The following is a 13,051-nucleotide window of genomic DNA, read 5'->3' on the forward strand; positions in this document are numbered from 1 at the left end:
GTACCTTTTATTTTACTTCATTTCTTGTTTGAAAATAGCATCTTCTACATAAATTTGTTCTTTATCTACAGCTGTGCTATGAGATACTACTAAACCAATTGGTGTTTCTGTATCTTTATTTTGAACAATTGTAAAAGGAATATTTTTTTCGTTTGCTAATTTAATGTATTTTGATAAATGTGGGTAAGCAATGCCACCGTTTAGGAGGATTTGTAATGATTGAGAAGAGCGTATGCTACTTGCTACTTCAGTATATACATTACTTTGCATTACTTGACCGATAGTTAAAGCGATTTCTACGCGCTCACGTAATGTAGTTAAATACATATTACGTTCTTCTGGTTTGTTTTGCTTTTGGCCATAAATGCCTTCTTGGAGATAGTCTTCCACATTTTTATTTACCATATTTTTCACACCTTTCACTTCCTATTGTACGCAAGAATTAAAAATGATGCAAAAAAGTCGTTTTGAATACGGAAATAATTAAAAAAATGAGAAGGAAAAAGAGAGATTTGAATATAAATAATTAAATAAGAAAGAAAAAAATAATTTTATCAACAGAAATTAACAAAATGTGACAATAATCTATTAACGAAACATATTTTTTGTGTTAATATTCAAAATATAAAGGGTATTCGTCGTATGGAAATGGAGTGAATGGAGGTTTTTCCAATCGATAAGGATATTAAAGAAGTATTTTGTTCACACTTGAAAAACAACAGGCACCAATTCGTAGAGAACTGGAAAAACAAAATGATAATTTCCGAAAAAGATCCATTTAAACTAGAAGTAGTTCAAAATGGAGAGGATTTATTAGAGTTAATAATCGAACTTACTATGGAAGATAAAGATATAAATTATCTTCAACCATTATGCGAGAAAATCGCAATTGAACGAGCAGGAGCAGATGCGAATATTGGAGACTTTGTTTATAATGCAAATGTGGGAAGAAATGAACTTTTTGAAGCGATGTGTGAATTAGATGTTAGCGCTCGTGAATTGAAACCAATTATGGCCAAAATACATACTTGTTTTGACAAATTAATTTATTATACCGTTTTAAAATACTCGGAAATTATATCGAGGAATTTAGAGGAAAAACAGCAATATATTAATGAAACACATAAAGAAAGGCTGACGATTTTAGGCCAAATGTCAGCTAGTTTTGTACATGAATTTCGTAATCCGCTTACTTCAATTATGGGATTTGTCAAATTATTAAAGGCAGACCATCCGAGTTTATCGTATTTAGATATCATTTCGCATGAATTAGATCAATTAAATTTTCGAATCTCGCAATTTTTACTCGTTTCGAAAAAAGAAATGTGGAATGAATCGGAACGTTTTTGGCTTAATGACTTGTTCCAAGATATTATACAGTTCTTATATCCGAGTTTGGTTAATGCAAATGTTTCGATTGAAAAGAATTTGCCGTATCCAATACCACTTGTTGGTTATCGGAGTGAAGTGAGGCAAGTATTTTTAAATATTTTAATGAACTCAATTGACGCTATGGAAGCAATGAAAGAAGAGCGGAAAATTATCATTGATGTTTTTGAAGAAGAGCAAGCTATTCGAATTGTGATAAAAAATAATGGACCGATGATTCCAGCTGAAAATGTAGAAACGATTTTTGAACCATTTGTAACTACTAAAAAATTAGGAACTGGTATTGGGTTATTTGTATGTAAACAAATTGTAGAAAAACATAACGGGTCCATTATGTGTCGTTCAGATAGCGATTGGACAGAATTTCAAATTGCATTTCAAAAGTAAACAGTCTACACCAAATAAATGGTGTAGACTGTTTTAATTTGTAAGTATAACGGCTTCTAATTTAGGGTCTTTAGTTGAATAACCTACTATTGAAATGGTATAAATTATATTCGGTTCAACATCGAATTTAGGTAAAGTTAACAGGATTTTTTTATTATCTGCGAGTGAAACTTCAATATCTGCTGTACCAGGGCTAACTTGTAAAAAATCTGTTATTTGTTTAAAGAGCACATTTTCAAATAAATGATCTCCACCTTTTAAATCTACGTTAACAACAGGGGTATCTGGAGAAAAATGCATAAATCGAATTTTGGCTTGCCCAGATGGTATATGTGTATTATCAAGTATAGGTTGTAATTGTAGGTGATTATCACTATTTATTGCGGCAAGTGTATACGTATGATTTCCCATTATTGGTACTAAAGCTGAAAAAATTGGAGTTTCGTTCCCGACAGGGACGATATCAATGCGATATTTACCTTGCACTAATGATAAATAGGGGCTAAATTGCTTAAACGAAATGTTTTTGATTACCTTTTGTCCATTTACTAAAATGTCAACCGCAGGCGTGTTTGGAGCAGAATGAAAAATTCTTATATGTGACGGTAAAGCGGCTTCTTGTGAATCTCTTTTTTCATATGCCTGTACAAGTTTTGTAAGTGCATCGTAATACTTCATATATAGTTCTACATATTTTTTGGGATTGCTATATTGATAGTAACGGGCGAGCTGATCGTAACGTACAGCTTCTTGTCCATATTTTTCGATTTCAGATTGAGACATGCACATTCCTCCTTTGTCATCATTAAAACTATATGCGAAGTGAGAAAGAGGTTATGCGAAAAACTTGTATTTCTGAATGGGAAAAGTAAAAGATTAAAAACATATTTTGGGAGAAGTATGTCTGAGTATTATTGGCTAGTAAAGTGGTGCTAAAAGAGTTGTATATGGAGTTAGTTAAGTTGAATAGAAGCTTATATTTACTAGGAGTAATAAAAATATAAAAAGACTAAATTATAAGGGCATTTCAATCAACGTATCGAATACATGTATAAAAAATTTTTAGTAAAGGGATTTTTTAATTTATAGGCAAACACACATACAAAGGGATAATTGTCCTACATAATTTATAAAGGAAAGGTAGTTTAACTTCGGTGGAAGGAGTGGCACCTTGGGATGGGGATATCCCGATTATGATTGTGAATGAAGTTATGAAGGAATTTGTGTGAAAAATCGTTATATGACTATTGAATTCGTAAAACGTATGGTTTTTTGATTTATTTTAGCGAGTCCCAGTAATATTGATAAAAGAGCGTCGTGCCGAACTGATTAATGTGGTTAATCGGTTCTTTTTTTATGTATAAACTGAAAATATTAAATGTGGAAAATTAGTTTCTATAAAAAGATTGTTATCATTGCGGCGAGATAATTGTCGAAATTTTTTTGGGAATATGCAATTTAAAGTAGGATAATAGGAAGGAGTTTAAAGGGAGTTCCGTCGAAGTTTACACAATGTCGGCATTTGAGGGAAGCTGGCATTATGTTAGGAAAACATTTAGTAATACGTTACTTTTATATAAGGGAGGGTTATTTGAGCGTATAGATAAGGATTGGTCTTCGTTTTAAGTTCTGAATTTTCTGTTTTCAAAACATTTATTAGCACTCATTTGTATATTTTATAATAGTATTTTGATAAATTCACTGCTTGTGCAGAGGATTCTTTTTTATGAAAGAAACGTCAATTTTCTTCATATACATATACAAATTGAAGAAATGGGGGAGCGCTATGCGCGATTACTTAATTAAACCACTTGTTGGTCAGCCGTATCCAATGATTTCACATGGAAAAGGTGTATATTTGTATGACCAGAACGGAAATAAATATTTTGATGGTTCGTCAGGAGCAATTACGGCAGGTATTGGACATGGCGTAAAGGAGATTGCAGATGTTATTAAAAAGCAAGCAGAGGAGATTGCTTTCGTATATAGATCACAGTTTACGAGTGAACCAGCTGAAAAACTAGCGAAGAAGTTAAGTGATTTAAGTGTAGGAGATTTGAACTGGAGCTTTTTCGTAAATAGTGGTACGGAAGCAAATGAAACAGCTATGAAAATTGCAATTCAGCATTTTCAGGAGCGCGGTATTCAAGGGAAACATAAAATTTTGTCACGCTGGATGAGCTATCACGGTATTACGATGGGAGCCTTATCAATGTCTGGGCATCCGCTGCGCAGACAACGTTTCGTATCTATTTTGGAAGATTATCCAACTATTCCAGCCCCATATTGTTTCAGGTGCCCTGTACAAAAGGTATATCCAACTTGTCAGCTTGCTTGTGCAACTGAACTAGAAAGATCAATTGAAAGAATTGGTGCGGAGCATATTGCAGCTTTTATTGCTGAACCGATTATCGGAGCAGCTGGCGGTGCGGTTGTACCGCCGAAAGAATATTATAAAGTGATTAAAGATATTTGTAGTCATTACGATATTTTATTCATTGCGGATGAAGTAATGACTGGGCTTGGTCGTACTGGTGCATGGTTTGCGATGGAGCATTGGGGTGTAGAACCGGATATTATGACGCTTGGTAAGGGATTAGGAGCGGGATATACACCAATGGCTGCGACGATTGTTAGTGACCGAGTTATGGAGCCGATTTTACGTGGGTCACGTTCTGTTATGAGTGGTCATACGCTAAGTGCAAATCCATTATCTGCAGCAACGGCTCTAGCTGTTATTGAATACATGGAGAAACATAATCTACCTGAAAAAACAGCGGAAAAGGGAGAATATTTAATTAAGGGACTACAGAAAGTTCAGCAACAATCGACAATTATTGCGGATGTGCGTGGAAAAGGGTTGCTGATCGGAATAGAATTGCAACCGTTTACAAAAGCTTCGGAGCTTATTTCGGTTGCAGCTAAAAATGGTCTTCTTTTATACCAAGCTGTTTCAGGGCAAGCAGGAAAAGAAGATAGCGCACTGCTTGTGGCACCGCCGATGACAACTACATATTCCGAGTTAGATGAATTACTTTCAATTTTTGCAAAAAGTGTAGAAGAGATGATGCAAAAAGGAGGGCATAGTATCGTATGACAACAATTACAAATACATTCAATAAATTAAAAGAGATAGAGGAAGTAATTTCTTTGTTCCATGATGATATGACATTAATGTTTGGAGGGTTTGGGGGGATTGGATCCCCTCCAACTTTAATACAGGCTATTTTAGAAAAGGGAGTTACAAATTTAAATTTAATAGGAAATGACACGGGCTTTCCTGATGTAGGAATCGGTCGTCTTGTTACAAATGAACGGGTTAAGTCTTTAGTTACTTCCCATATTGGTTCAAATCCAAATGCAGGAAGACAGTTAAATGAAGGACGATTACAAATTGAGTTTTCCCCGCAAGGAACATTAGCAGAGCGTATTCGCGCTGGAGGCGTAGGGCTTGGTGGTGTTTTAGTTGATGTTGGTGTTGATACGATTGTTGAAGATGGAAAACGAACAGTCGAAATGAATGGCAAGATATACTTAGTTGAAACTGCATTAACTGCTGAAGTTGCGATTGTTTATGCGAAAAAAGCTGATCCGTTTGGTAATCTTGTATTCGACAAAAGTGCGCGGAATATGAATCCTCATGTTGCTATGGCTGGGAACATAACGATTGTAGAAGCAGAAGAAATTGTTCCACTTGGAAGTTTAGATCCTGAGGAAATTGTCGTTCCAGGTGTTTTCGTAAATTATATCGTACCGTCGGAAGGAGTGAATTGGAAATGGGTATGGGCGTAGAAGTGAGAGATAAGATTGCTAGGCGTGCGGCGAAAGAAATACAAAATGGCATGATTGTAAATTTAGGTATTGGCATTCCATCGCTTATACCGAATCATTTGCCTGACGATATAAATGTAATGTTTCATGCAGAAAATGGAATCGTCGGTATGGGGCCAACGCCAAGTAAAGGGAATGAAGACGAGAATTTATGTAATGCAGCAGGTTTACCGACTTCGCTTATTACAGGAGCGAGTTATTTTGATAGCTGCACTGCGTTTGGGATGATTCGAAAAGGTTTACTAGATATAACGATTCTTGGGTCATTACAAGTGAGTGAGAATGGAGATTTAGCAAACTGGATTGTACCAGGGAAACGTGTGCCCGGTATTGGGGGAGCGATGGATTTAGCACAAAAAGCGAAGCGTGTCGTTGTTGTGATGAATCATGTTGATAAATACGGAAATGCAAAAATTGTTTCAGAGTGTACATTGCCATTAACGTCAAAGAAATGTGTAGATTTAATTATTACAGATATGGCGGTTATGGAAGTGACTTCGAGTGGACTCATTTTACAAGAATTAATGAGCCCGTATACAGTAGAAGATATAAAGCGACATACGGAAGCTGAGTTTCAAATTGGCTCTAACTTACTAGTTATTGAATGAGGGGAGATGTAATATATGAAGCAATTAAAAAAGCAAGTTTGTGATTATATTGAGAGTCATGAAGAGGAAAGTGTGAAATTTTTAACACGGTTAATTCAAGAAAAAAGCGTATCTGGTGATGAAAGTGGTGCGCAGGCAATTGTGATTGAAAAATTACGTGAGCTAGGTTTAGATCTTGATATTTGGGAACCATCTTTTTCTAAAATGAAAGATCACCCTTATTTTGTATCACCACGTACAAGTTTTTCAGACAGCCCGAACATTGTGGCAACTTTAAAAGGAAGCGGCGATGGAAAATCTATGATATTAAATGGGCATATTGATGTAGTACCAGAAGGCGATGTGAATCAATGGGACCATCACCCATATAGTGGTGAGAAAATAGGGAATCGTATATATGGCCGCGGAACGACGGATATGAAAGGCGGCAATGTCGCACTTATGCTTGCGATGGAAGCGATTATTGAATCTGGTGTTGATTTAAAAGGAGATATTTATTTTCAAAGTGTCATAGAAGAAGAAAGTGGCGGGGCAGGGACATTAGCGACTATATTACGAGGATATAAGGCAGATGGTGTCATTATTCCAGAACCGACTAATATGAAGTTTTTCCCGAAGCAACAAGGGTCAATGTGGTTCCGTCTACATGTAAAAGGGAAAGCTGCACACGGTGGTACACGTTATGAAGGAGTAAGTGCAATTGAAAAAAGCATGTTTGTTATAGATCATTTGAGAAAATTAGAAGAGAAGAGAAATGGTCGAATTACTGATCCGTTATTTAAAGGAATTCCGATTCCAATTCCAATTAATATTGGAAAAATTGAAGGTGGTAGCTGGCCAAGTTCTGTTCCTGATTCGTTAATTTTAGAAGGAAGATATGGTATTGCGCCGAATGAGACTATAGAGGCAGCAAAAGAAGAGTTTGAGAGTTGGATCGCTGAATTACATGATGTGGACAATTGGTTTGTTGAAAATCCAGTAGAAGTAGAATGGTTTGGAGCGAGATGGGTTCCTGGTGAACTAGAAGAAAACCATGAGTTAATTACAACACTTCAGCATAACTTTGTTGAAATTGAAGGGAAGGAACCAATGATTGAAGCATCTCCGTGGGGGACTGATGGAGGTTTATTTACACAAATCTCAGGTGTACCAACGATAGTATTTGGTCCAGGAGAGACGAAAGTAGCACACTATCCAAACGAATATATAGAAATTGATAAAATGATAGCTGCCGCAAAAATTATTGCATGTACATTACTAGATTGGTGTGAGGTGAAAAAATGAAATACTATGAATCTTTTAGAGAGCAGACAAATTGCCATACAGTAGAAGGAGTTTTAGATTATTTTAATAAACGTATTCGAATAGATCACTATACAGGAAATGTTGAAAGTATTATACAGACAATTGACGGACTAGCAAAGAAACATTCTTTCACTAAATGTATTATTAAAGGAAAGGGAGAGCATGTTTCAACATGGCTCTCTTTCGGTTTCTTATTGGAAGCGACGATACCTCATTATTTTCAAGGACACGATGCATACTTCTTTGTGAAATATAATAATGATGAAAGACGAAATAGTATTCATTGGTCTGAGGAAGATACTATTTTAAGTGGTGTAAAAGCAAAAGAAGTAAAAGAAAAAGTAGTCCCGGAGAAATTTCTGTTAAGAAAAGCGACTGAAGAAGATGCAGAAGAATTAGCAACTGTCTTTGGAAAAGTATTTGAAGTGTATCCGACACCTTTAAATGAAGCGAGTTATGTATTACAGACGATGAAAGAAGACGATACAATTTACTACGTATATGAATTTGAGGGGAAAATCATTAGTACAGCGTCTGCAGAAATGAACGTAAAGGAAGGCAATGCAGAATTAACGAATTGTGCTACTTTACCTGAATATCGTAAACATGGGTTTATGAAAAGTTTGCTCATTAAGTTAGAAGAAGAGCTTCAAGAAAAATCTATTTTCTGTTCCTATACAATTGCTCGATCGCTATCTTTCGGTATGAATGCTGCCTTTCATCAGTTAGGCTATACATATACAGGAAGACTGGCGAACAATTGCTACATTTTCGATAAGTTGGAAGATATGAATATATGGGTAAAAGATTTATCTAGCTATTCGAAAGCATGAAGGCTCCCGCCTCAAAATTCGGCTGTAAAGTAAAAAAGTTAGGTGGGAATCTGGCTGCTCGTAAAAGCCCGACTAATTAAAGTTTTACTTTATCTAATCAAAAATAAATTTCATCAAAATATTAGAACGGAATCGTCATGCTTATAATCGCACATAGGTATGCCGGAAATTCGGCATAGTATTTGCTGAATTTTCGGCAAAAGGGGGGATGACATTGCTAGCAGTTTCGACACAAGAAGTCATTGAAGCGATTTTGGGCAGTATTGATGAGGCTATACACGCAGTAGATGAAAATGGTATTACAATTTTTTACAATACAGTTGCTGCGAAACACGATGGATCCAAAATTGAAAAAGTGTTAGGAAAGCATTTGTTAGAGGCGTTCCCATCTTTAACTAGGGAAACGAGTACATTGATGAAAGTTTTAGATACAAAAAAACCAATTGTACATCAAGTGCAACATTATCAAAATTTAAATGGAGAAGATGTTTGTACCGTAAATACGACGTTACCTATTTTTATAGATGGGAATATTGCTGGTGCTGTTGAAATTGCGAAAGATTACTCTACAATTCAAAAGCTAACTGATACCATTGTCGATTTACAGTCGAAAATAAAGCGATCGTCTAGAAAAAAAGTGATTAAAAAGCATGCTGCATTTGAGACGATAGTGACAAATGATTCTCGCTTTAAACAGACGAAAGAGTTAGCGCAAAAAGTAGCGCCAACAGATGCAAACGTTTTAATATATGGTGAAACGGGAACAGGAAAAGAACTGTTCGTGCAAGCAATTCATGAAGCTTCTAAAAGAAAAAACAAGCCATTTATTGCACAAAACTGTGCAGCTTTACCAGAATCACTATTAGAAAGCTTACTGTTTGGAACGACAAAAGGTAGCTATACAGGGGCGATTGAACGGGCAGGCTTATTTGAACTTGTAGATGGAGGAACATTATTTTTAGATGAACTGAATTCAATGCCGCTCGATTTACAAGCGAAAATGCTACGTGTATTAGAGGATGGAGTCATTAGACGAATCGGTGATAATAAGACGAGGAAAGTAGATGTTCGCGTGATTACCGCGATGAATCAGCCGCCAGAAGTATGTTTACGAGAAAATAAAATTCGCACTGATTTATATTATAGATTAAATGTGTTTTCATTATATATCCCGCCACTACGTGAAAGAACTGAGGATGTATTACTATTAGCTTCTTATTTCTTGAAAGAATATAATAAAAGCTATAAAAAAGGTGTACTTCAAATTGATAAGGAAGCGAAAGAAAGACTACAAGCTTATCAATGGCCTGGAAATGTTCGTGAGTTAAAACATACAATTGAACATGCTGTCATTATTGCGGAAGGAAATGCATTAACCGCAAATTGTTTACCTCGTATATTTAAGAAAGAGAAACTTCCAAAGAAGAAAAGTATATTACCGCTTCGGGAAGCTCTTCATCAAACAGAAAAGGAATTAATAGACCAAGCGTTGATTGAAACGGAAGGAAATATTTTGCAAGCAGCAAAAATGTTAGGTATTCCGCGTCAAACGCTTCAATATAAACTGAGTAAGTACGACAAAACCGCCGAATAATCGGCGGTTTTTGTGTGTTTGCACCAATAAAAGAACGTTTACATATATAAAAGGTAATGAATATGATAGTTAATATTCTGTTATTACTGCACTTGAAAATATTTTTTCTCCTATATAATAGGGTATTTCGCACATTTACTTATCAAGAATATGAAGTTGGCATAACAATTGCTTATATAAAGGATGAGCGTATAAAAAGGGGGAATAGCAATGTTACATGATGTATACAAACCAAATCGTCACTGGAAGGATATCGAATTATGGAAAGATGTTACTGAAGAGCAATGGAATGATTGGGTTTGGCAATTAACGAATACGATCAAAACGTTAGATGACTTAAGGAAAGTGATTAACTTAACACCTGAAGAAGAAGAGGGCGTTAAAATTTCAACGAAAACGATCCCGTTAAATATTACACCGTATTATGCTTGGCTAATGAATCCTGATGACCCACGCTGTCCGATTCGGATGCAATCTGTACCGATCTCGGAAGAGTTATATAAAACGAAATATGATTTAGAAGATCCACTTCATGAAGATGAAGATTCACCAGTTCCAGGGCTAACACATCGTTATCCTGACCGCGTATTATTCTTAGTAACGAATCAATGTTCTATGTATTGTCGTTACTGTACACGCCGTCGTTTTAGTGGACAAATTGGAATGGGTGTACCGAAGAAACAATTAGACGATGCGATTGCTTATATTAGTGAAACACCACAAGTACGTGACGTTTTAATCTCTGGTGGTGACGGTCTTCTAATTAATGATAAAATTTTAGAATACGTATTAAAAAATTTACGAGAGATTCCGCATGTTGAAATTATTCGTATCGGAACGAGAGCACCAGTAGTATTCCCGCAACGTATTACAGAAAACTTATGTAACATTATTAAAAAGTACCATCCAGTATGGTTAAATACACATTTCAACACTTCTATTGAAATTACAGAGGAATCGAAAAAAGCATGTGAAATGCTAGCGAACGCGGGTGTTCCAATTGGAAACCAAGCGGTAATTTTAGCAGGTATTAACGATAGCGTTCCAATTATGAAAAAGCTAATGCATGACTTAGTAAAAATCCGTGTACGTCCATATTATATTTACCAATGTGACTTATCTGAAGGTATTGGACATTTCCGTGCACCAGTTTCTAAAGGTCTTGAAATTATTGAAGGCTTACGTGGACATACTTCTGGCTATGCAGTACCGACATTCGTTGTGGATGCACCGGGCGGAGGCGGAAAAATTGCGCTTCAGCCAAACTATTTAATTTCACAAAGTGCGGATAAAGTTGTACTTCGTAACTTTGAAGGGGTTATTACGACGTATCCAGAACCAGAGAGCTACATTCCAGGAAGAGCTGAAGGTTACTTTAAAGAAATTTATCCGAACTATGAAGAAAAACGTTCAGATGTTGGTATTGCAGGTCTTATGAGCGATAAGAAATTTAACCTTGTTCCAGATGATTTACAGCGTATGAACCGTCGTAAAGACTATGAAGATAATGATACGCATGCATCTTTAAAAGATAAACGTGATAAGCGAGACCAATTAAAAGATAAAAAATATCAATCGCAAATGGCTAAATTAGAAGAAAACGACAAAAAAACTGAGGGTGATGCAGTATGAATTGTATGTGGTGTGACAGTACAGAAGCGAAAGAAAGCTTGAATACTGTGTATTGGGAACTACCAGATGGTACGAAAGCCATTGAAATCCAAAAGACACCATGTATTTCTTGTTCCTCATGTGGAATGGACTATCAAGCAGACCATACTGTAAAAGAAATTGAAGATCAGTTGTTTTTAATTTATACGAAAGATTTGCCAAAACAACTAACATATGAAGAGTTAATGGGAAGACCAAGACTATTAAAAAGAAATTATTTCGACTTTTAACCAGCTTTTATGCTGGTTTTTTTCTTTTTTGCCTTGTATAATGTACCCAAGTTAGAAAGGCAGGGAATATTTTTGAAAAAGACATTTTACCATTATATGATGAAGCATCGCGCAGCTTTATTTAGAAATGAAATTTCAGATTTAGCAGAGGCAATGTATGATGATTTAAGTTTTCCGAAGCAATCTGAAGACTATGATGAAATTAGTTCATACTTAGAGTTAAGTGGAATGCTAGAAAGTATGTCTATATTTGATGAAGCGTGGAATTTATACATACAAGAAGGATAAAAACGATTTGAAAACATACAGAATACATTACTTTTTGAAAGTGAAGTATTCTGTATGTTTTTTTATATGAAATGTCTTGATTTAAAGCTAGTCTATTTACTAGCTTTTTTTGCGTTTCACATAAATTTTATGTAGTGATATTTTTTTATCGAAAAAATTTATGAATATAAGCTTCTGTGATAAGCGTTTTTAAGTAGGTTGCATATACTGTTATCAAAATCACGACGTCAAAAAAAGGAGAGATAGAGATGGCAAGAAAAAAACAACCTAAATACAACGTAGGGGACATAGTCGTGATTACGCTATATGGAACCGTTGGTAAAATCACAAATATGAAAGTTTTAGATGGGGTTTATGTATACGAAGTCAATAATCACGATGGATTTTATGTAGAACAAACATTGCAGCACGTTACAGAGCAAGAAATGAAAAAGGGCGATACGGAGTGGATTGAATTAAATTATAATTTCACCTTTGGTGATCTCGTGCAAGTGACTGGATATGATAAAGATGTTTTCCGTATTGTTGGTTTTCGTACAGAGGTATGGAGATACAAAAATGACGCATGGGAAGATACGATATATGAGTTATCACGAATTACGGATGGTGAATGGTTAGAAGCGGATGAATCAGATTTAACTTTACTTGCCAATGCTCAAACGGCAAATGCAATTTTGAAGAAAATGAAACAAGATAAAGCCGGCATGAATAAATTGGATTTAGGAAAATTAAAGTCAATTAACAACTCGAAAAAAGTGAGTGTTAAGACAAATCGTCAAGAAATCATAGATGGGTTACTTGATATTTATAACGATTATCAATTGTTATTTGATACATTTAAAGATGAAGAATATAAAATTGTTATGGATGTTGTTCATAATTATTTAGTTAAATTGACAGAGAAAAAATAGTTAA

Annotated in this window: 13 protein-coding genes; 11 read left to right on the forward strand and 2 right to left on the reverse strand. The window is 35.3% G+C overall.

The features are described from left to right. Window positions 1-12 precede the first annotated feature (12 nt). On the reverse strand, window positions 13-405 hold the full coding sequence (locus JDS98_RS09125; RefSeq protein WP_087971272.1) for a YueI family protein: 393 nt from the start codon (window positions 403-405) through the stop codon (window positions 13-15). A gap of 252 nt (window positions 406-657) precedes the next feature. On the opposite strand from JDS98_RS09125, the gene JDS98_RS09130 reads away from it, so the two are divergent. Then, window positions 658-1,776, forward strand: a complete 1,119-nt coding sequence (locus JDS98_RS09130; protein WP_000451750.1) for a BA2291 family sporulation histidine kinase — start codon at window positions 658-660, stop codon at window positions 1,774-1,776. 33 nt (window positions 1,777-1,809) lie between these two features. On the opposite strand, the gene JDS98_RS09135 is transcribed toward JDS98_RS09130, so the two are convergent. After that, window positions 1,810-2,559: a DUF4397 domain-containing protein gene (locus JDS98_RS09135; RefSeq protein WP_000083271.1), complete on the reverse strand. Its 750-nt coding sequence runs from the start codon at window positions 2,557-2,559 to the stop codon at window positions 1,810-1,812. Between the two features lie 1,003 nt (window positions 2,560-3,562). On the opposite strand from JDS98_RS09135, the gene JDS98_RS09140 reads away from it, so the two are divergent. The 10 genes from JDS98_RS09140 (at window position 3,563) to JDS98_RS09185 (ending at window position 13,047) form a co-directional block, all read left to right on the forward strand. Beyond that, complete coding sequence (locus JDS98_RS09140; protein WP_001205888.1) at window positions 3,563-4,873, forward strand: aspartate aminotransferase family protein; 1,311 nt, start codon at window positions 3,563-3,565, stop codon at window positions 4,871-4,873. Beyond that, entirely contained in the window at window positions 4,870-5,568 is a 699-nt protein-coding gene (gene atoD, locus JDS98_RS09145; RefSeq protein ID WP_199633806.1) for an acetate CoA-transferase subunit alpha, read from the forward strand. The genes JDS98_RS09140 and atoD overlap by 4 nt, the downstream gene beginning before the upstream one ends. Then, complete coding sequence (locus JDS98_RS09150) at window positions 5,553-6,215, forward strand: CoA transferase subunit B (protein ID WP_000525263.1); 663 nt, start codon at window positions 5,553-5,555, stop codon at window positions 6,213-6,215. The genes atoD and JDS98_RS09150 overlap by 16 nt, the downstream gene beginning before the upstream one ends. Window positions 6,216-6,230: 15 nt before the next feature. Then, entirely contained in the window at window positions 6,231-7,499 is a 1,269-nt protein-coding gene (locus JDS98_RS09155) for a peptidase (RefSeq protein WP_199633807.1), read from the forward strand. Then, window positions 7,496-8,353: a putative beta-lysine N-acetyltransferase gene (ablB, locus tag JDS98_RS09160; RefSeq protein ID WP_061529947.1), complete on the forward strand. Its 858-nt coding sequence runs from the start codon at window positions 7,496-7,498 to the stop codon at window positions 8,351-8,353. The genes JDS98_RS09155 and ablB overlap by 4 nt, the downstream gene beginning before the upstream one ends. Window positions 8,354-8,561: 208 nt before the next feature. Further along, window positions 8,562-9,947: an arginine utilization transcriptional regulator RocR gene (gene rocR, locus JDS98_RS09165; protein ID WP_002038616.1), complete on the forward strand. Its 1,386-nt coding sequence runs from the start codon at window positions 8,562-8,564 to the stop codon at window positions 9,945-9,947. A gap of 210 nt (window positions 9,948-10,157) precedes the next feature. Next, on the forward strand, window positions 10,158-11,579 hold the full coding sequence (gene kamA / locus JDS98_RS09170) for a lysine 2,3-aminomutase (RefSeq protein ID WP_000902144.1): 1,422 nt from the start codon (window positions 10,158-10,160) through the stop codon (window positions 11,577-11,579). Next, entirely contained in the window at window positions 11,576-11,848 is a 273-nt protein-coding gene (locus JDS98_RS09175; protein WP_000995765.1) for a YokU family protein, read from the forward strand. The genes kamA and JDS98_RS09175 overlap by 4 nt, the downstream gene beginning before the upstream one ends. Window positions 11,849-11,920: 72 nt before the next feature. Further along, entirely contained in the window at window positions 11,921-12,136 is a 216-nt protein-coding gene (locus JDS98_RS09180) for a YozE family protein (RefSeq protein WP_097956784.1), read from the forward strand. Between the two features lie 248 nt (window positions 12,137-12,384). Further along, window positions 12,385-13,047, forward strand: coding sequence for a hypothetical protein (locus JDS98_RS09185; protein ID WP_000101503.1), 663 nt, complete (start codon window positions 12,385-12,387; stop codon window positions 13,045-13,047). The last annotated feature ends 4 nt before the right edge of the window (window positions 13,048-13,051 follow it).

Source organism: Bacillus cereus group sp. N11 (assembly GCF_016483605.1).
GTDB classification, from domain to species: domain Bacteria; phylum Bacillota; class Bacilli; order Bacillales; family Bacillaceae_G; genus Bacillus_A; species Bacillus_A toyonensis.